The sequence below is a fragment of the Fibrobacter sp. UWT2 genome, assembly GCF_900142545.1.
GTDB lineage: Bacteria > Fibrobacterota > Fibrobacteria > Fibrobacterales > Fibrobacteraceae > Fibrobacter.
This window is the reverse complement of the sequence record NZ_FRBF01000023.1, coordinates 1-21,899: the sequence shown is the minus strand read 5'-3', so window position 1 is coordinate 21,899 and position 21,899 is coordinate 1. Positions and strand designations below refer to the sequence as shown.

General features: G+C 43.7%; 14 protein-coding genes. 7 read left to right on the top strand and 7 right to left on the bottom strand.

The features are described from left to right. The 4 genes from BUA40_RS12655 (at position 1) to BUA40_RS12635 (ending at position 5,414) form a co-directional block, all read left to right on the top strand. Positions 1 to 2,223 carry a DUF262 domain-containing protein gene (locus tag BUA40_RS12655; RefSeq protein WP_072801223.1) on the top strand — a complete coding sequence of 741 codons (2,223 nt, stop codon included), beginning with the start codon at positions 1 to 3 and terminating at the stop codon, positions 2,221 to 2,223. 36 nt (positions 2,224 to 2,259) lie between these two features. Beyond that, entirely contained in the window at positions 2,260 to 3,711 is a 1,452-nt protein-coding gene (locus tag BUA40_RS12650) for a GAF domain-containing protein (protein WP_072801222.1), read from the top strand. Between the two features lie 1,041 nt (positions 3,712 to 4,752). Further along, positions 4,753 to 4,968: a DUF3791 domain-containing protein gene (locus BUA40_RS12640; RefSeq protein WP_072801220.1), complete on the top strand. Its 216-nt coding sequence runs from the start codon at positions 4,753 to 4,755 to the stop codon at positions 4,966 to 4,968. After that, entirely contained in the window at positions 4,965 to 5,414 is a 450-nt protein-coding gene (locus BUA40_RS12635) for a DUF3990 domain-containing protein (protein WP_072801219.1), read from the top strand. The genes BUA40_RS12640 and BUA40_RS12635 overlap by 4 nt, the downstream gene beginning before the upstream one ends. Here the strand turns inward: BUA40_RS12635 and BUA40_RS12630 are convergent. From BUA40_RS12630 to BUA40_RS12615, 5 genes are all read right to left on the bottom strand, one after another. Next, positions 5,359 to 6,039: a hypothetical protein gene (locus BUA40_RS12630; RefSeq protein WP_072801218.1), complete on the bottom strand. Its 681-nt coding sequence runs from the start codon at positions 6,037 to 6,039 to the stop codon at positions 5,359 to 5,361. The genes BUA40_RS12635 and BUA40_RS12630 overlap by 56 nt on opposite strands. Beyond that, a complete protein-coding gene (locus BUA40_RS12625) occupies positions 6,036 to 10,907 on the bottom strand; it encodes an RHS repeat domain-containing protein (protein ID WP_072801217.1) in 4,872 nt (1,623 codons plus the stop codon). Before BUA40_RS12625 ends, BUA40_RS12630 begins: the two co-directional genes overlap by 4 nt. Positions 10,908 to 10,917: 10 nt before the next feature. Then, complete coding sequence (locus BUA40_RS12620) at positions 10,918 to 18,213, bottom strand: cadherin-like beta sandwich domain-containing protein (RefSeq protein ID WP_143149802.1); 7,296 nt, start codon at positions 18,211 to 18,213, stop codon at positions 10,918 to 10,920. A 272-nt stretch (positions 18,214 to 18,485) separates the two neighbouring features. Beyond that, positions 18,486 to 18,626: a hypothetical protein gene (locus tag BUA40_RS14605; protein ID WP_178299648.1), complete on the bottom strand. Its 141-nt coding sequence runs from the start codon at positions 18,624 to 18,626 to the stop codon at positions 18,486 to 18,488. Further along, positions 18,623 to 19,504, bottom strand: coding sequence for a hypothetical protein (locus tag BUA40_RS12615; RefSeq protein ID WP_072801215.1), 882 nt, complete (start codon positions 19,502 to 19,504; stop codon positions 18,623 to 18,625). Before BUA40_RS12615 ends, BUA40_RS14605 begins: the two co-directional genes overlap by 4 nt. 934 nt (positions 19,505 to 20,438) lie before the next feature. Here BUA40_RS12615 and BUA40_RS12605 point away from each other — a divergent pair. The 3 genes from BUA40_RS12605 (at position 20,439) to BUA40_RS12595 (ending at position 21,321) form a co-directional block, all read left to right on the top strand. After that, positions 20,439 to 20,729, top strand: coding sequence for a DUF7724 family protein (locus tag BUA40_RS12605; protein WP_072801213.1), 291 nt, complete (start codon positions 20,439 to 20,441; stop codon positions 20,727 to 20,729). Positions 20,730 to 20,820: 91 nt separating this feature from the next. After that, positions 20,821 to 21,036 carry a DUF3791 domain-containing protein gene (locus tag BUA40_RS12600; RefSeq protein WP_072801212.1) on the top strand — a complete coding sequence of 72 codons (216 nt, stop codon included), beginning with the start codon at positions 20,821 to 20,823 and terminating at the stop codon, positions 21,034 to 21,036. Positions 21,037 to 21,090: 54 nt separating this feature from the next. Continuing rightward, complete coding sequence (locus BUA40_RS12595; RefSeq protein WP_072801211.1) at positions 21,091 to 21,321, top strand: hypothetical protein; 231 nt, start codon at positions 21,091 to 21,093, stop codon at positions 21,319 to 21,321. 14 nt (positions 21,322 to 21,335) lie between these two features. Here the strand turns inward: BUA40_RS12595 and BUA40_RS12590 are convergent, their stop codons facing one another. Next, complete coding sequence (locus tag BUA40_RS12590; protein ID WP_072801210.1) at positions 21,336 to 21,518, bottom strand: hypothetical protein; 183 nt, start codon at positions 21,516 to 21,518, stop codon at positions 21,336 to 21,338. An 8-nt stretch (positions 21,519 to 21,526) separates the two neighbouring features. After that, positions 21,527 to 21,781, bottom strand: coding sequence for a hypothetical protein (locus tag BUA40_RS12585; RefSeq protein ID WP_072801209.1), 255 nt, complete (start codon positions 21,779 to 21,781; stop codon positions 21,527 to 21,529). Positions 21,782 to 21,899 lie beyond the last annotated feature (118 nt).

The following is a 21,899-nucleotide window of genomic DNA, read 5'->3' as shown; positions in this document are numbered from 1 at the left end:
ATGTGCAAAAAACTTACTATTGACACAAAAATCAAAACAATAGGCTCGCTTATCACGGAAGTCAAGCAAGGGCTAGTCTGCGTCCCCCCCTTTCAGCGAGATTTTGTTTGGACTTGCGATAATATTAAGGATTTATTTGACAGCATTAAAAAAAATTACCCCATAGGTTCTCTTTTGCTATGGAAACCATCAGAAAAAATGAACTGGGAGGAATCCCGTAAAGTAGGACCATTCGAGCTACCCCAAAACAATGATCAAAAATGGTATGTTCTTGACGGATTTCAAAGACTTTCTTCAATGTTCGGTTGCTTGACAAACCCAGATAAATCAAGTTTTGCTTGTGATGAGCAAATGTATAAATCTTTGTTTAACTTATATTACGATTTAAAAAACGAAGAATTTTTCTACCCACGTAACGATGTAATGAAGCAACCGTATCAGGTCCCGCTTCACGTTTTATTGAGCAGCAGTGATTTTCGCCAATATTCTAGAACAAACATAGAGCCCAAAATACCTAAAGACGAAATCGACAATCTTTTAGATAGAGCAGACTCCCTAGCAAGTCGTTTCATCGAATATAAAATCGCTTGTATTGAAATTAATGATGCAAATATTGAAGAAGCCGTCGAAATCTTTTCTAGATTAAATTCTAAAGGCGTTGACATTTCTTTTGACTGGATGGTCAATGCGTTATCGTACAAAAAAAACAATTTTAAGTTTTCCGATGAAATTACAAAAACACAGCGCGATTTAAAAGAATTCGGATTTGAAAAAACACCAAGAAATGTTCTATTTCGTTGCATTCAAAGTTCTTTTGGCAAATTATATTTCGACCAAACTGACATTGAGCATTTAGCCCAACGAGATGATTTTGCAAAGACGACGAGAGAAACCATCCCCTATATCAAAAAGGCGGTACAATTCCTTCACAACGAATTGCATGTAAACAAATACAAATACCTGCCTTATAACATGCAGTTAATTTTTATAATGGAATTCTTTAGAAAGATTTCAAACCCCTCAGAAAAACAAATTAATGATTTAAAAAATTGGTTTTGGAAAACTTCATACAGCAATTATTTTACTGTCAACTCATTAACTTATCAACGAAAAGCATACAATCAATTTATTGATTACGCTTGTGGAGCATCTTCTGAAATCTTCTATGACGATGGAGAAAAAAATCCATACACCACATATGCGTTTCCAAAAAAAATCTCACTCGGAGCAGTGCGTTCAAAAGCATTGATTTTATTTTTAAAAACAGACAATCCCAATTTACAAGACGAACAGTATTCAGACTATATAGAGAACCACAAAAATGAAATAATGTTGGCGGAAATGTCTTTTGTGGAATCTCTTGGCTTACGTTATTTTGAACGTAACAACTTGGTACACATGCCAAAAGGAAATGACATTTCACAACAAAATAAACCTTCTATTTTTGTCAACACGAATTTAGAGGATTCTATAATTCTAGACTACACGCTAAACAATGGCAGTTTCATTATAGGAAACGGCAAAAAAGCATTCGACACACGATGGAGTGAATGTGGCGATGACAGTATTTATTGTTATCGAGACGGAGTCAAAAGCCTATTTTTCAATCCAGACATCGTAGATTTCCCTCAATATCAAAACATCCCTGAAGCATTTAATTTTACGTCAAGGTGCAAATCACTAGTTGCAGGGAATGTCATTATCCTAGAGAATTCAAACGGATATTTTTGCGCAATAAAAATAATTAAAATCACGAATAATAAAAAAGATCTTAGCGAACGACATCATGTTGAATTCAGATATCACATTTACGATTCGGAAAAAGATAATATCGACAATATAATCAAATCAATAGATTCCGCTGCAAGCTCTATTATTGAAAAATTAGCAACACCATATTATAGAAAAGAGTCTTTTCTTCTAGAAAAGAAAATTCGCTTTTTAGAAGAACAACTTGCATACCACAGTAAAGAATTTGATGCTGTATACGCAAAAACAATCAATTCTGTATTGGACCATATGGCCTACTTCATCCAAAAAGCTAACATTGCAAATGCACTTGCCGAACAAAATCTCAAATTGCAAAACAACTCATTAGATGAAGCCATCGCAAAGAAACAGTTCGCATTAAAGCAAACTAATGAAAATGAATTATCCAAAATTATTAACGAATGCATACAGCACCGAAACGAATGGGAAAAGATAAAAAGTCTTAAATCTTAATTATTCCACCCAAACCACACCCTAACCGACAGTCCAATGACCGCACAGAACCAGGAAAAGCCGCAGTTCGACCAGGGCGCCATCATCAAGGCGCTGCAGAACGCCCTGCGCACCACCTGTTCCAAGATCGGGCAGATGAACGAGGTCCTGGACATCGTGCGGGTTGTCGGCGAGGCGAAGACTTTCAAGACGGCGGCACTCGCACTCGCGGGCGAAATTGCCGACCGCCACCACGCCGAAAGGGTGAGCATCGGCATGGTCAAGCACGACTACGTGGTGCTCGCGGCCATAAGCCACACCGACCATTTCGAGGGCAAGATGCAGGTGGTGCGCGACCTGGAGTGCGCCATGGAAGAGGCCTACGAACAGGACGCCAGCATAGCCTACCCGCCCCCGGACGGCGGCACCCCGCTCGCCACCCGAATCCACGAGTACTACAGCAAGACTTACGGCGTGGGGCACATGCTATCGGTCCCGGTAAGGCGGGGCGAAGAGACCATCGCGGTAATCACCTGCGAACGCGGGGCCCACCCCTTCGACGACGAGGAGTCCGCCCAGATCCACCTGGTAGCAACGCTCACTAGCGCAAGGATAGACGAGCTCTACCGCAAGAGCGGCTGGTTCGGCAAGAGGTTCGCCCGTTCCGCGCGGGAGGGGTTAGCCAAGCTGCTGGGCCACGAACACACCTGGGCAAAACTGCTGGGCATCCTGCTTACGGCGTTCGTGCTTTTTGCGGCACTGGTGCCCATCCCCTACAGGGTAAGCGCCCCGGCCATGCTCAAGACCGACCACATCACCTACCTGAGCGCCCCCTTCGACGGGTTCATCCAGAGCGTGAAGGTGAAGCCGGGCGACATCGTGTACAATGGCGACGAGCTCTTGCGACTCGACCAGAAGGAACTCAAGCTAGAAGAGGCCGACCTGATGGCCCAGGAACAGGACAACCGCCGCGAAATACAGAAGGCCCAGGCGAACAGGCAGCTGGCCGACCTGCGCATACAGCAGGCCAAGCTTTCGCAGACACTGGCGAAATTAAAGACGGTGCGCTACAAGCTCTCGCGCTCGGTGGTGCGATGCGAATCGGACAGCGCGGTGGTCATCGAGGGCGACCTGCAAAAGCGCGTGGGGTCGCACGTGAACCAGGGCGGCGAGCTGTTCCAGCTGGCATCCATCGAAGAAATCTACATGGAGGCCGACGTGAGCGAACTCGAAGTGAACAACGTGCGGCTTGGCGGCGAGGGCTTCATGGCCATCAAGAGCCGTCCCGATTATGTGTACAGGTTCCGCACCACGCTCATGAACCCGACGGCAAGCGTCAAGGACCAGGAGAACACCTTCGCCGTGCGCGGCGAGTTCGTGCGGGCGACTCCCCCGTGGTTCCGTCCCGGCATGACAGGAATCGCGAAGATTTTCGCGGGCAAGCGCACGCTCTGGTGGATTCTTTCGCACCAGGCCATCGACTACTTGCGCCTGAAACTCTGGTGGTAAAAGGGGGCAAAAGCCCCGAAAAGCAGCCCAAAAGTGTGGTTGGAGGTCCTGCAAAAGTCCAGGCATCAATGTCACCTTGTAAATGCAGCTCCCGCAAATGCTTAGGCATGCCCCTCACTTTGTAAATGTTGCTCCTGCAAACGCCCCAGCACCATCACCTAAGCGGTGAAGGTGCTCCAGCAAATGATCAAGTGCCTTTACACAAGTGGTGTTGACCCTCGGACATTTGCCCGGGCCCCTTTACACAAGAATGCAACACGCCCCGGCAAAAGTCCAGGCACCTTCTTCACCTTGTAAAAGCATCTCCCGCAAAAATTCAAGCGCCTTTGCACAAGTGGTGAAAGCGCTTATGCAATTGTCCGAGGACCTTTACACAAGTGGTGAAACCACTCGCGCAAAAGCCCAAGCAACTTTATCACCGTGGTAACGCCGCTCCAGCAAATGCCCCAGCACCATCACCTAAGCGGTGAAGGTGCTCGGCCAAATGTTCAGGCTTCTTCGCATAAGTGTAAAAGACACTCCGGCAAAAGACCGGGCCGTTTTGCACAAGTGACAAAACCGCCCGGCATTTGCCCCCGCTGCTTTACACAAGTGACATTGTAACAAAAGCAAAAGTTCAGGCAACTCCCCCACAATGTAAAAGCCGCTCCCGCAAATGCGGAAGCGACTTTACACAATTGTAGGTGGTTTTTAGGCAAAAATTGTGTTAAATGGTCTACTTAGCCCCAGACATGAACATATCAAAATCCCGCTGGATTAGTTCGCCTGTGGAATTGTAGATGTTTTCGCCGAGATAAAAGTCACAAATTACATCTTTCATAAGAAAAAACTCTTTGAGGTTATGCTTGCCCCGTTGTGGTACAGCCACACATTTTTCCTTAAAATATCTTTTCCACATATCTATTATGTCCGGCCCCCTTACGCATTTTTCTCCATATCGTTTTTTACATTCGACACGCACCGTAGAATCCCGATTATTATTCTCAAAATCGCTGATAAACCGAACCCACGCTCTAACCTTTATGTATATTATCATAAGAAATGGACAAGAAACTGATCAGATATACCGTTGCATGCGTCAACGAGTTCGCCGCAAACAAGAGCCTCACCGAAAAGCAGGCTTTTTATTATCTATGCAATCACGGAGCGATGGATTTCCTTGTCGAATTCTACGATGTGGAGCATACGCTTTCATTTGAAGACGCCATCAACGACCTGACGCTAGTCAGCCAGCAGAACGGAGGGAAGATACAGTGATTCTCTTCCACGGTTCGAACACGGACATCGCCCAAATTAAACTGTCCAAGTGCCGTCCGAACAAGGATTTCGGCAAGGGGTTCTACCTTACCACCATTCGGGAGCAGGCTGTAAGGATGGCGCAAAGTGTGGCAAGAATGTATGGCGGCTCGCCCACCCTGAATATATACGATTTCGACAATTCGGTGGACAAACTGGGAACCCTGAACATCCGTCACTTTGATTCACCCAGCGTAGAATGGGCGAAATTCGTCATCACAAATCGAAACGCAACAAAACTGAAAGACCCGCAAGAAGACTCCAACATAGACGGTCGGTTCGACTTGGTCATAGGGCCGATTGCGAACGATGACTTGGCATTGCTATTCAATATCATCCATTCAAAAAATTTTAGTAATCTGCCATTTTATTGCCATCCATCTTGTAATAAGGCCAAGTATGCCTAACTACATCAGACGGAATATAATTTTCATCTGCCACTGATTCTTCCTTCAAGACATTCAACAATTTTTCTGCATTCATTTCTTCTTTTAAAAACAAATCCATATATATTTCATGATAAATTGTAATACACGAATCACAGTCTTTTTTTACTGATATTTCTGCAAAAAGATAATCGCATTTTATTCCATCTGTAGATTGGCAAAGAGCGAATTTCGCCCCATTATTATCTATATAAATAGGTCCCCGTTCAGACGCAAACGAATAAATGGATTTTACGGAAGAAGAACTTGAATCCTCGGGAAAATAATACATTTGTGCCGCATAATAAAAAAATAGAACATTTAACTCACCAACCCCACTCGCTTTTATTTGTAAAGTTTCTACATATTCTTTGAATGTTATATATTCTAGAGAACAAGGGTATAAAATTATTCGATTCTCTATTTTTTCTTCACACACATTATAGCGCAAAATAGACTTTTCCCCTGGTTCATACGTATACCTGCTATGGAACGAGTCCTTTATTCTCTCTGAAAAAATTTTCACACTCCAACGATTTCGGTCACCATTCAAAACAGCACAACTACTCATCACTAAAAGGGTTACAACAAGAAATCTAAAAGTCATCTTCGTTGCGTCTCCAAAAGAATATTGTACAAGCGCCTTCGGTTTCCAAAAGTTTCTAAAGTTTTTATAGTTTGTTTGCTTGTTGATTTTCTTTCAATAAATGTTTTTAAATCAGAGATTTCTTTCGCACGTTCATTAGGCCAGAATTTATTAAACTTATGATCTAATAAACGATCTCTTACTAGAGCTTCTTCAGCATCAATACTATTATTAAACATCAGTCTCATATTATCAGGTCCCATATAATTAAATTTTTGGTGAAGACCTTCATGCGCAATTGTTTCATAAAAATTTGCTGCTGATGTGGTGGCCGATTTCGCAATTTTTATATTGCCCAAATTATCAGTCATTCCCTCCGCATCAACAAATCCAGTTTTGCTGGTAGCACTTTCTACCCGAAAATATTCCTGTGTCATATCCACAGATATCGTTCCTGAGGCTAAGCCTTCTTCATTTCCTATATAATTAGCAACTCGATTTAAGAAATCAAAACGTTTGCCAAAATTATATGTTTCTTCATAAACACTCCATTGATAATTGACATCTGTTTGAAAGCGAATCTCACTCAGCGTTCCTCCTAAAACCGCTCCAATGCCTACTTGTGCAAGAAAGCCATTCCACCCCAACCAACTCCATTCGGAACGATTCCCCAAAGCGTTGTTTAAAAAATAACTTGATGTATAACCAGCAGCAGATCCTGCAGCACCACCAACAGCACCTCCAACAAAGGCCGCCGCCGAACCAGATTCCATAAGAACTCCAGCAGCACCCGTTGCCAAACCACCTACTGCGCTTCCGACTCCTCCACTAGCAGCTCCAGCAATGGCACCTACTGCGGCACCCTGTGCAATTGCTTTACCACATCCCACTTCATTTGCTCCGCTACAATTCACCGCCGAAACAGTCCCGCCAATAGCGGCTCCTATAGCGGCCCCCACAATGATGGCCGCAGTCACACTTTCCCCGTTTGGGTCTATATAGTTTAGCGGGTCGCCACCATAAGTATAGGCGTTCGCAAACTGTCCGGCAGGGTCCGGCGTAAGCCATAGTCCAAAGAGCGGGTCATAGAATCGTGCACCGAAGTAATACTTGTTTATGTAGAAATCAAATTCCTTGGCCTGCCAGCGTCTTGAATCTTCAGCATCGTCATGAGCCAAGTCAATTAGTGCTCCGTATGGGTAATAGGCGTATGCGCTCTGGACTCCAGATGTATTTGCATAGCCCCTTATATTGCCCTGAACATCTGTCACAGGGAAATACGCTGCGCCATCTTTGCGGTAGCCGCCAGCAATCAAATCCTCCCGTACAAGAGTATAATCCCCACTTCCATCCTTGCGGTAAACGCCCACACCGCTCAGGGTCGCTTCTCCGTAACCGGAACTTCCGTCACTGTAGTTAAAATAGACGCGCTGGCCGTTTTCATCATAGGCCATGTGAATTTGCCCCGATTCCGAAGACGAGAAATCATCCAAATTTTCCAGCGAAATCCCCGATGGGACTTCAGGATATAACCGCACTTTTTCCGGCAAGGCCCTGGCATCCAGTTCGTAGGCGGCACGAGCATAACGGTCTAGCCACACATTTCCTGAAGCGTCGTAAGAATAATACTCATACGGGGTATAGCTTCTACCCGAAATTGTCATACCATAAGGTCGATAATACCCTTGATGGCTCTGAGAACCATAGTAATACCCTACAGCCTGAGATCCCTCGTGTTTGACAGTCAATCGTCCAAGTTCGTCGTAACTATAACTTGCATTTCTAGTTCCGGACATTTCCGTCAGACGGCCCAGATAGTCATAGGTATAGCCAGCATTTTCTACAACTCGGCCTACAGTTCCCGCATCAGCCCACACTCTTGCCACGGTTGACTGTCGCACAGACAAGGGATTTTCATACGATATGTTTTCAGAATAAAGCTCCGTAGAGCCGTTCCTATAGTCTAGTACAACGGGTCTTCCATATACATCGCGCCGAACAGTTTTTGCAAACACCTCAGTCCCCGCGTCGTAATAATGTTTGGATACAACATTCCCATTTGCACTGTACGTATAGCTAGCCAACAAGGAATTGCCTTCGCGTGTTTCAACGAGACGACCCTTGTAGTCGTAAGTTCTAGTCCTTGTTGACTTTTGCGTCCAACCGTTTCCATTCCATTCCGAATAGGTAGAAGAAGCCAGTTCGTCGGACAAGTTATAGACATAGGACAATTGTACCGCAGGGACATCATCAAACAGATAGACGACCCACTGTCTTGACATGCGCCCAATGCGGTCATAGGACTTCATTTTTATGGATACCGGATTACCTTCACCGTCGTAGGCAATGATAGCCCCGACATCATAATCGCGTATTCCGTCCATCTGAGACAGAATGTTTCCAAGCAGCGAACTGTTCAGGTTTACCCCGTATAGGGTCAATGTATCGGATGTCGGCTTTCCGTAAACTGTGCGGACTATGGGAGTAAGAGCTGCGGAAGCAATCGCCGTATTTGGGGCAGCAAAGTCATGACCGCCATGTACTTCGCCGATTGCGACAACACGCCCTTCGCCGTCATATACATTCGCCATAAAGTAGTTGTTTCCCAAAGCCTTCTGGCGAGCGTTTCTCGTAAACCTTAAATTTCCCAGGGAATCATAGGCATATTCCACCAGGCCATGGTCATTGGATTTTTTCGAGAGCAGGCGACCCATGGCATCATAGCCCATCGTATCCGCAAACGCAGGATAATCCCTAAGATAAGATCGAATCAACCTGTCATAGCCATCATACTCGTTCATGACAACAAGTTCATTCTCGCCATCGTATGTCCATGTCGATACAGTCCTGTTTTTTTCATCCGTTACACTTTGCGTATAACGCCCTTCAGCATCGCGAGATATCGTCAAATGCTTTCCGCCAGGGTTCTTGATTCTTTTCCTGAAATTATCCGATATATTGTCTTCGTTCAAATAATCCAAATAGAGAAAGTCCGTCGCAACAGAAGCGGGCAAACCGTAGGCTTCCTGGACTTGCTGCTGATATTCAAAAGAACGCCTCGCTATCCCTGCATTCCTTCCGTAGGAACCGGAAGTATTTCCATATCTCGGTTCGAATTCCGTGAAAGCATTACTCTCCGCATTCGGTTTGTCTGTAGAATCGGTTCCGTCGTAATAATTATTCGCCGCGGTCACACAGGCTTCGCAAGCCATATCCATATACCCGAATGCAGTCGTATCACGCACAAACGACATCGGCTCATATTTTGTTTTTCCGAGAGCGTCACTATATACGGCTGACACAATATACTTTCCGTCAGCAAGAGAATCCTGCTTCTGCACAGTCGAACCGAAGGCATCCTTGAAAAATGCCGATGTAAACTTTCTCGCATTTGACTGGTTGACGGGATCAAGATAGGAATCGGTCTTTACCATTTCCGGTACGACATCGAGCGTCCTCGCCTCACAGGGAGCAAATTCAACGACCACATTCACATTTTCATGCATGGCCGTGATATCAAAATCAATCTTCGAATACGGCCTGTTTCCATAGACCTTAAAAAGCTTTACATATTCATTTGCGGCCCTCATTGCATTAAAAGACGGATTTATGGGAGGCATTTTCGAAATAATTTCTCCATTGAGAACAACAACTTTTCCATTCACCGTAATCCGTTCTATCGTCGAACCGGCCTTGCCTATTATTGAAGCGGAAGCCTTTTCTCCTTCGTACAGGCTAAACGGAGAAGTACCCGACGGGGAGTTCATCGATACGCGACCACTTCCCGTAATCGAAAAAGTCAACTGATATGGTTTAGGTGGCAGAAACTGGATTGACGGGAGTTGCTTTAGATTGTATACAATCCGGCCTATTCTAAATGTCATATTCTGGTTTTGTGGGTAAGCCAGCTGGAATTTGAAACCTGGAGCCGGCCTAGTCACATAAGATGATGTATAGAAAGGTCCACCCCACTGGTAGGTGTAGTCTTCGGGACTAAACACCCCCATCGTCTGGTTCATCTTCATAGATGGATAATTTGCATAGACAGTTCCTTGAAATTCGTCAAAATACCAAATGCAAAGACTATCGTCAACATCGACCGGATTAAGCATCTTGACTTCGATATTACGTATTCCACCAACTACGGGGTACTCTCTAGAATAATCATAAGCAAGGAGTCCCCCAGCTTGCGAAAATGTTCCCATATTCACTAGAAGGCCAGTCCCAATGCCATTTGGTTCAGTAATAGAAACCCCGGCCCCGTTAAATGATTTCGCTATCCATCCAGGTCTCAAACCATTCGGCCCATAGACATCCATTCTGGTCACTTGTTTCTTCTCCGGACGCGTTTTTACAGTTCCGTTATACAAGACCGGCCGCATCCAATTAAGCAATTCCGGTTTGGCGTGAGCAACATCGTTTTGCCAAAGCTGTACCTGAATTTCACCGTCTATAAAGAAAGACGACTGGACAGAATAGGATTTTCCCCTATACAGAAACGGCCCCATTTCTACAACGGTAAGATAATTCGAATTCGCATCGACGATAGACCTCCATCTAAAAGAGTTTCCCATGTTGACATCGGCAGAAATAGGCTGTAGATAGGGTTCGATGTCCTTATCAAGACCATTAGTCAGATTTCCGAAAGAAATGCGGCCATCGGCAAAAATGGTAAGATTTGAATATGTCCGCGACATATATGTAAATTGATTTGCTTCGGGAAGACTGAGAACAGTCCCGTTCACCGAAAAAGGCACAACTTCCGCGTCTGACATATCTATCCAGCTGGGAAGCGCCCTATGAATTTTGCCATCGCTATATCGCTGGGCAATGACATCGGCAAAGGAAAATCCGACAATCAGGAATAGAAGAATTAGTATCTTTTTCATTTTTTCACTCCTATTCAATTACGGCATCCGCCTGTACGTATAGATTGTTAGCCCAAATCAATCCTTCCCACCTAGATTGAGTAGCAAGGCTCACGGATGCGAACGGAGCGACAAGAATGGACGCAAAATCAGAATAGACTCCGAAATACATCAAGTCAGTTGTATTCGTATAAAGGAATACATTTTCTGCTCCACCTGGAGAATTATAGAGCCCCGCACGGTCAGCAATGCTGATACCGTTTTGTACCCACAGACGAACAGGGCCATCAAAGTACACCCTGACATCAGGTTCTACGACAAAGGAGTCGAAATAATATTCCCCCTCCTCAAAATGTATTTCCGAATTTGCATAGGCATGGAAATCCTTATATGCACCAGAAGATATCGTTGCCGAATCATTCACGCCGACAATAAAATCCGTTATTCCTGTAACAAAATAATTTACAGGTATGTCCGCAATATGGACATTCCTATGTTCAATTTGTCCGTGCGTTGCACCATCCTGCATATACAGATTTCCACCTAAAGTAATATCCTCGACATTTGAATTGGACCGTAACAAGACATCCCCTTCAACAGTCATCTGTGCAAGAACATTTGCTCCTGCGCAAACCTCGACCGTTTCACCGACAACTTCATCGGCAGAAATCGAAGCCCGATCATAAAGGGCCATATATCCTGTAGCATAGACCTTGTGCCCTAACAAATTCCTATACGGTAAAGGGATATTCTCATTTTCGTCAACTCCGCTACTATCGTCATCGCTTTCATTCTTGTTTTCAGCAATGTTGTCATCTTCAACGAAAATAACTTGCTTATTTCCATATTCATCCTCCAAGAATAACGTATCGATTGAAGCCTTGGAGAAATCCAAATCAACACAGGTGCTGCGGAAATAGGTCGTTCCCTTGAACCACAGACGAACGCCGAACGGGAACTGAATACAGAATTTACGATACGAACTATCCCCCCTACTGACATATAGTGCCGTATCCAAAGCTATGCCGACAGGAATCAAATTGCTGTTGGTACTGACACTATATTGCAATGTTTTATCCGATGAATCCGCAGTCGGGTATTCCCTAAACAGGTCTATCGTATAAGTCAAAGATACGCCATTAGCCCCGATGACATTTATTTCTATGCGGTTCTCTCCAGGTTCCAAATGAATTTCACTTGTCAAATCCTGGAAGTTATATCCGGGAGAAAATATTGAACCGACCCACGATATCAGTGCACCAAAGAAATTGACACCCTCATAGGAAACCTGGTTCCCGTTATGAAGCACCTGCACAGAAGCTACATCCAGCGGTTCCATCAAGGCGGGTGATATTTCAATGACAGAGTCATCCGACAATACCTTGGCCGAATAATTTAAAATGTATTGACGGAATTCGGACGAAATTGTTGTCACGGCACCCGTAACCTGAATTCCAGAAAGAGTTATATCAACGTCATCCGCCGATACATACTTCATTGGAACAATATGCTTTCTGCGACTTTTCGTTTCTTTATCCGATGCCCGTACAACAACAGCGGGGGTTCCATTTGAGCCAAAAGCCAAGCTGGCCGAATTCACCGTTTTATTTGACTTAATGAAAGCAGGGATACCAACAGAAAGCCATCGTGAATCTCGATAACTTACAAGAGTGAGTCCATCTTCGTTTTGACTATTCGCAAACAAGACATAAGGGATTCCATTCCGAACAGCAAAATCAAACGGAGCATCACTTTCTAAATAAGCAATAATCCGGCGTTCCTGTTCAACGGGTAATCCCGCAGAATTTACAATAGAAGCATCCTCGTAGGGAGTAAACTGGAGTCTATGTTCGGGAATACCATCTTCATCTTCCGTGTCGACAAATTCGCCCCTGAGAACCGTAATAGCAGTCTTACCAGTATTATCCACAGAGACATTGTATGCGACAGCAAGGTAGATATAGTCAGCATCGCCAACAATCTTAAACTGCTTCACCATGGTAAGTGGTATTGAATCATCCATAAAGACAAAATCTCCTAGATAATTCGGAAGCATGTCATTGGAAGCAGAATCCTTTGTAAGAGTCGGCCCCGCCCAAATACTTCCTGAGCCAGATATCCCAGATTCCGAAGAATCAAAAAGACTCTTTATAATCAAGAATTTGGGAGAAGAAACGCTATCTCCATGTTCAGCAATCACATCATCCTTATATAGTTCAAAATAGGGATTTCGTGCAACGTACGCCACATAGAGTTTTCCGCCAGGACCTGTTGTCAAATCAACGCCAAACACATCGCCATTCTCTATAATACCCGGCACAACAGATGGAGGCGCATCAAAATCTTGCCCAAACACCGTATAGCCACCTATAGGCATCCATACATTGTTTATAAAACAACTGGAAGCTAGTACCGAAGGCGTTGTGCTATCATGGGCAGCTGTCTTTACATAGGCCGCACAAACATTGCCAGTTGAATTCGCCGACATAGCAAAATCAAGCCCGTATACGGAGGCATCAAAAATGTAACCATTGTTGGTCCATGTTTCTGAATTGCCAGAGAACAGTTCAGCATTTTCGTTGCTAGTAGAATCAACCATCAGGATTCGCGGCATTGAAAGCAAATAGCTGTTTCCACCAGACGTTGTTCCCGACAGAGCTTTAGATTTTTGCAAAGTTACCAGATTTTCAATCCATACATTTCCACTAAAATCAGCCGTATAGACTCCATCTGATGCAGAATAGACTATTTTCGAAGAATCGCCCCTATTTATAAACAGCGGCATTTCTGCCTTTCTCAAGACATTTCCATAGCCAACCCACCCGGAAGAGGCTTTCTGAATATGCACAGTATAAATCCCGACACTATCCGCCCCGACATCTATTTCCAATGTATATGAGGTATTGTTATCAAATGTAGCATACAACCCATCGGTAGCAGAGCAACAGTCGTAATGCCATCCAGCCGAAGCAGACTCTCCGTCCGCATAAAGACGATAACGGACTGCATCTTCCGAATTCTTTGGTTCCCAAGAAATAACTACATCCTCCTTGTTTCCGGCCAATACATATTGCAAGTTTCGATTAGTCGAAGACTGCAGAATCGGTTTGGAATCAAAAGATAAAGACGCCAAGTCATCTGAACCAAGAGAAGGATCGCTACATCTTGCATCGATGAAATCATTTTCGCTTACAAGCCGTAGACTACCGGAAACATCTTCACCAAAAGTCTTTTTGATCCGTCCGTTTCCATCCAGCGTAATATGCTTACCAACACCTCGATCATCAACTTCGGCAACAGGCATCCCGAAGTGTACATCATAGTATTTGACCATGGCTGCAGCACCAGCGGGAATCATCCGAATATCCTGCACACGAGTATTTCCCGTACCAGACAAGGAAACATTCTGTAAACCCGAATTCACTTCGCCTTCCCACTCGACATAATGCCATTTACCGGCTGCATTCCCATCTAAAGTCCAGTTATATTTCTGTATTCCATTAAGTGACAACGTAACTGTTGCAGATGTGTTGTCCGCATTTTGGACCCATGCGGAAAAACGATATTTACCTTGCCTTGCCTGCTTGACGACACCTGAAAAGCCATATCTCAAATCCATCACGACTTTTGAAAAGCGACCATTAGACGCACCTTCGCCATCGGTTGCTCTTCCCTGTAAAGGCAACAAGTGACATTCACTAGTCACTTCCATGCCATTTTCGTCACAACGATCACCAGGAATAACAAGAATTTCATCAAATCCGGCATTTTGCACCACGGCACGTTCAAAAGCAATTGAGTCATCATCAACTATCCGCGCGGTCTTGTTACCAAGAGCATCCTTTCGTTCTACCGCAAAACCATTCCAATATTTTGAGATTTCAGAATTCTTTTTCCATATAGCACTCGGGTTCGCATCAAGAGCCCAAGGAATTCCCTGGAACGAATTTCCATTTACGAGTTCCTCAGGATTATAAGCCCATTCTTCAACAAGGTGCGGTATTCCTATTGAGTCGTTTGCAGCGGCATAACGAGCCGCCGTAGCCTGAACTACTTTTCCCGAAGTGCAATTGGGCTTACATGAATAAGAAAGCAATGGGTTGCGGAGATGATTTTCATTACGTTCAAAAGCATATTCTTCCGCCGAATATCTGAGAACCTGCTCATTAGAGATATCATTCGAACCGTTTTCAAAAAACAATTTTCTTGAGGGCAGTCCATTAAGCGCAATATTATACTCTATCGAATCCTTGCTCTTGACTCCCTTGATATACGTTTCAACAGAACTGACCGCATCAACATGCAACAAATTCGGCCAGTTAGAATTGCGATAACGAGAATACCTTGAAATCGAACTTTTTTCAACAACCTCCCCAACGAAGGTCTTTTCGCTACAAATTTTCCCTAAGCCAAGGCCAACACTGTCATAATCAATTGGGCACAATTCTCTTTCGATCATCCCTGAATTATCAGGCAATTCAATGCGAACAGTCGTTATTAAAGGTGTATTATTTACATAGTCAAAGGCAACATCCGGAGCATTGTCAAAATTATAAACATACTTGTAAGAAAATTTCTTATCTACAATAGGGTCATGCACAGTTTTCTGTCCAACAAGCAGAACCCCCTTATTCTTTACGAAGGAATCATTTTTCTTATAGTAGATTGTCGTTGTTCCGGCTTCCGTTGTTTCGGCAGCTCCTTCAACAGCAAAGAAATCACCTATTGTATAAGACTCGTCAAAGACTTCAACCGTAGTCGGTCCTTGTCCGCTCGGGTTTCGGATATCCTCAAAGTGACTCCAATTTATATCAAGTTGTTCTTCGTTCCATTTTACGCCGTCCCACAGAAAAGCCTTGTTTGATTGTTTCTCTATATACCAATTCGAGCCAACAACCAAATGTTTTTCACTTTTGGAATCATCAGTATTTACTTCACCATATCTTATCCACCCACCATCATTTTGCCGCTCAAACAATTCAATATTTGCACCGGGGTGGGTTTCACTCCACACTCTCACATATTTACATTTCCACTTTACACCCCAACGCTTAAATTTCGGCCAACAAATGTAAGGTATTTCAATAATGTTATCTACTTTGGGTCTTCTTGTCACAAAGAAATTGCTACTCCCAACAGCATCCCATTCCGCCTCTTCCAAAAGGTCAAAATCATCATGATGAACCATATTCCTATTTTCAAAAGGAATCCGCCAGGATTCACCATCCCAATCAAATAAAGTCAAGTCATCGTTGTCATTGTGTCGCATAGCGACATAATTATAACCTACAGCCTGCGCCCTCGGAACACCCTGAACCCCATGAACATCATAGTTAAGCAATTTTGTCCAACCACTACCATTCCAATGATACGCTTCTGCTCGTTGCCCCCAAAGGCCAGTGGACTCCACGGCACCAAACAAGTAACCGTTTCCCCAATAGTAACGATTATCGTCGTCCAAATCATCATTATCATAGGTTTTTTGAACAGAAATTCCGGATGCATCGTACTTAAAAGAAAAAATTCTTACTCGGTAGTTGTTCCCCCAATCTTTACCTATATAAGATACAGCAATATGATTTTCCGACGGATAAATCTGAAGGAACTGATTATCCATACTCCCTTCATCAGCAGAAAGAGTATCTATTACAAAAGTATTTCCCCATAGAGTCCAAGGAACTGTGAGCGTCAAGGTTGATTTAGTTGAAGACAGGTTGCCCTTTACTATATAATTAGGACCTGTAAGCACCAATTCCTTATCACCATCATCATGAACATAAGGCTTCACTTGCCACGAAGCACCATCCCATACAACAGGATACATATCGTAGCTAACGCCATTACCTGTCACATAGGCGAACCAGTTGTTTTTCTCCGTAATAAAATACCCTTTGTCATGATACGGCAGTGAACTTAATTCCTTTCGTATATTCCAGGCGCCGTTTCGCCAATAATAAACAACAACTTTTTTTTCGTTCTTGTCAACACCTAACAAATAGGGAGTTCCGTCCTCCAAGTAACCTAGCGACACGTTGACGACAGGCAATTTCTCCGAGTGAATAGTCAACGGTTGTTTATCTATGGCCTGATAGACATAATCAAATGACACTTTTCCGCAGTTCGCCCCCTGAATTTCCTTCATCATGCCTAACGCGTAGGAATCATTCAAATACGCTTTATACACATTATCGTAGTATTCATACGATTCTCGTTTCGTTTCCTTTCCGGCGCCATTCGCCCACACTATTCGTGTCAATAAACGCTTGGTGTATTTTTTATTTTCGTCGGCGTCTAGACTTGGAGAAACTTTCAAAGCTTCATAACAGAAGCCTACCGTTTGCAGAATTTCGCCATCCATTCCATAAAGTTCTACCTTAGACAAGAATTTTCGTTCCAGGGGGTCCACAAACGCATCATTTTCATCATCAGCAGAAAGTTCTTCTTTTCCGATAGCATCAACCACTTCACCTTCAAAATCACCTTCATTTTTATCTGAAAGAACAAACTTTACATAAGAACCCATCGAGGAACGAACCTCTTTTAAGTATGTTTCTTTTGTATATCTGTTTTGAGAAGTCCAGGAACCATGCTTTATTTTTTCCTGAAACTGGTAATAAGAATATATTAAAGAATTATTTTTCCAATCATAAATTTTAGCTAGGCTCCAAGAAACAGGATAAGGAACATCGTCCCCGTCAATAGACTCGCCCGTGTGCCCAAATGCAGGAAAACCTAGCTCATACGCAGTCGCTCCTTGCGCACTACAGGCTGTATCTAAAGCATTGGTCAAACAATAAGACATATCTCCATATTGGTACTTATTGCCCGAATCATCTGTCAGAACCCATCCAACGACAATTTCAAAAGTTTTGCCACTCAAAATTTTTGTTTCAACATGTCTTTCAACCAACCAATATGGCAAACCTTCAATCCACCATCGATTTCCCTCATAAATCAACTTATAACGAATCCCCTCTGCTGTTACTAGGTAATAAAAATCATCCAAAAGGCTCATCGAATGGTTGTTTTCGCTAACGATTTTAGCAAAACCCATAGACCAACCTAAACCAACCCAGCTAGTCGGACTCAAGTCATTTCGATTTTTTACACTCTGAGAAACATTACCCGAATAATTCAAAGCAAACGAGGTGGATACACCCCCTGCAGACAGCGTTGCAAGAGGAACACTAAAGCTAACCGTTCCAGATAAAGGGTTTATCCCACCATCAGGGGACATATATTTATTGAACGCATCGCCCGTTTCCACAGATTGCGAAAACACAAAAGAGCAAAGAGCAAGCAAAGCCTGTAAGATTTTTGAAAGCATACTGTAAATATAAATTATGACAAGCGGCAAGGATTGTAAATTTAATTCAACACATTCCTATATGCAAAAAAAAGGATTAAAATTATTTATTTATTATCTGCTAGACTTTTTTTTCACCACTTATAGAAAAATTTTTTCTGGAGTTTTATGGGCTAAGCCACCAAATGTGGATGTATTGGCATACCCGACTAGGGCTGGTCATACAGAAAAAAAACTCCTGTCTGATATCCAATCAGGCAGGAGATTCGTTGTTCATGTCTTGTATTTGATTGTTATGCGGCATTTTCCTCGTCCTTCGTTTCGGTGGGGATTTCGATTACCGCCGTTTCGGGTTTTTCCGGAGTCACGGTAATCTTGCCCCTTCCCTTGCGAAGTTTCAGGTGGGCCTTCTTATGGTCGATGTGGCTGTTCACGGCCTTATTTTCAATTCAGAATTGTCACTACTTGCCACCTGATTTTTCGCCGGCCAAAAATCAACATTCATTTTAGAATCTGATGAAATATCCTCAACAATCGCGCTAAATCTAGTTCCAAGCAAAACTTCCTTATCTTTGGAACAAGCTGTAAAGATGCCAACAAGAAAGCCTCTTTCATTATATATCGGAGAGCCACTCATCGCATGAGTATCAGGAAAGACATTTTTTCGCTTTGGATTTGACAAATCATAAAAACCATATCCCCTATTGAATGGTATGGCTATATGGAGTTTGGGATCTAATCCATATTTTTTATAAGTTGCTAGATCCGCTTCCGGCGATGAATATGAATACGATCTACTCTTGATATACGCTTTTCCCTTATATCGAACAGCCTTGCATCGGGACGAGGGAAAACCAACAACTGTATAGATTTTTGCAGTAGGCAGAGCGTTATAATTGGAGAGTCTAAGACCTATATTCTGAAAGCCTATGATAATTTCATCTGCAGCAGGAATTAAGGCCCAATCTTTGTCATCCTTATTTCTTATAATAGATGGAGCAACAGATAAAAGCCTAGTCCCTTCTAAAGACATATAAATTGGTTGCACTATTTTTGTAGAACCAGGGCAAGGTACCGCCAAATTCATTTCATCGGCAACATGAGCTGCAGTCAGCAAGAATATCCGACCACCAAGCGGAATTATCGAGGCCGTTCCGCACGAAATAGGCCGATTATGGTTATGGCCTGTAGCATTGATATTGGCGAATAGTTGAACAACATATTGTTCTAGGTACATTCTTTCTATAGGCATCCGCTGTAATGCCGGGTCAGCAATTCCATAAACTCTAGTTGTTTGTTTACCAATTTTCATACAAAAATCCTTTTGTAATTCCTAGCACATAAATTATATCATTTTAGAAAAAAAGACAACGAACCAATAAATGGTCTTAAAATTCTTTTTCAATCAAGCCCGGGCGTTGCGGGCTGGCGTCTGAAGCCCGCAGTGGGGGTGCGCGGAAGACCCAAAGGGGCTGAAGCCAGGGGGATTCCTCCCCCTCCATATACAAAAAGGGCCGCATCGCTGCGGTCCTTTTTAATGCTTTGAGATCCTATCAGGGCTATGCCTGGATTCTATCGCTTCGCTCCAGAATGACAGCCTCCGCTCAGGACAAGAATGTATGGCGGCTCGCCCACCCTGAATATATACTTTGTAAATGCCGCTCCAGCAAATGCCCCAGCACCATCACCTAAACGGTGAAGGTGCTCGGCCAAATGTTCAGGCATCCTGTTCAACTTGTAAAAGGCACTCCGGCAAAAGACCGGGCCGTTTTGCACAAGTGACAAAACCGCCCGGACATTTGCCCCCGCTGCTTTACACAAGTGACATTGTAACAAAAGCAAAAGTTCAAGCAACTCCCCCACAATGTAAAAGCCGCTCCCGCAAATGCGGAAGCGACTTTACACAATTGTAGGTGGTTTTTAGGCAAAAATGAGGTTAAACACACCCAGATTTTCAATTACGATTTTTCTCAACATTTTCCGTCCAGATTAAAAAGCGAAGTGGATAATACTCTTCCAACAAAGCGTTTCGTTCAAACAGGTTTTCTGTACGTTGTATAATCTTTGAACGGTAAGCAAGCGCTTCCTTTCGATCAAAATAATCCTTCAAATATTTTTCAAACCCAGTCAGAATATACCTCTTTTTACCATTGAATATACCTTTTTTACAGGAATCGTGCAAGCGAGCATTTAGTCAGACCCCTAAGGCTATTGACTAAGCCCGCCAATTAAATTATATTTCAAATATGGTCAATTCTAAGGCAATCCTGTCAAATGACGGATGTTACATATCCTTCTCCTTTAACGGGCGGACTATACGGTTCAAGGGGCCGTATAGCCTTGTCAAGATTGCAAAGGTGAAGGAATGGGACAACGGCTACCTGGTGGTCGATGCCGTATATAGCCAGAACAAGGACAAACTCGTCGAGGACTATATCGACCTGGTCCCTATCCTTGAAGACCTTTACATCGACCCGAAAATTTTCTTGCCACCGATAACATCTGTCGAGGTGGACAATGTCCGAGCAACAGCTTAATGAAATCGCCGACAAGGCCGACATGATTATCGCCAACTACAGTTTCACCGTTACGGACAACGGCGATGTCAAGATGTATATTATCTAAGAAATGGACAAGAAACTGATCAGATATACCGTTGCATGCGTCAACGAGTTCGCCGCAAACAAGAGCCTCACCGAAAAGCAGGCTTTTGATTATCTATGCAATCACGGAGCGATGGATTTCCTTGTCGAATTCTACGATGTGGAGCATACGCTTTCATTTGAAGACGCCATCAACGACCTGACGCTAGTCAGCCAGCAGAACGGAGGGAAGATACAGTGATTCTCTTCCACTCAGAAAAAGCGATTGCGCTGTTGAAAAAGAAGGAGTCGGCCCATGTCTAAGCCAAAAATGCTTGCTGAACTCATAACGGGAGACATCATCTCGTATGTGATGGAAGACCAGAAACTCTCTCTCATCGAGGCTATGCGTAGGTTCTACGCTTCTGAAACATTCGCCAAACTAGTTGACCCGGAAACCGGACTTTACCTTGAAAGTTCTCCCTATGTCTACGACATATTCAAGGCGGAACAGGAAAACGGGAAACTGACTCAACTCGAAGTCTAGCCTAAGCAGGCTCCTTACGCGGCCAGCCTTTTCAACCTATACTCTACCGCCCTTTCCACCTGGTTCTGGTTGCCTTTGGATTTCCAGCGGTTCGCACGGGAAATCTCGCTGCCGATATTCAACATCTGGAGCGCAAGCGGCATTTCAGCCCACCTGCCCGCGGCAAGTTCCTTATGTTGAATTTTGTCCTTATCCATAGGGAAATCTAGGCCAATGCCCGACGTTTTTCCTGTTCGTATTCGCCTACAATGTAATCGGGGCCATTTTCCCAAAGGCCCGTCTCCTTGTCAAACAGGCAAACGGCGGTCGTCGATTCCATAAAGTCCGCAACGGCGTCTGTCATACCGCAATTATTCCTGTCCATCAAATCGCGTATGGACATCTGCGCAAGCAGGCACATGGCAAATTCAATTTTATCTTCCATGGACGAATTCTGAACAAACGCCGCCATATCGTTCATACTGCCATCCCTTGATTTTTTAGATAGTTGACCCTTAAAAAGTCACTTCGCGAGCGCAGGATAAGGAGGTTCGCCGTTTTTATTCACCCCTTCCCGGCAAAGGAAGCAACAGTATAGC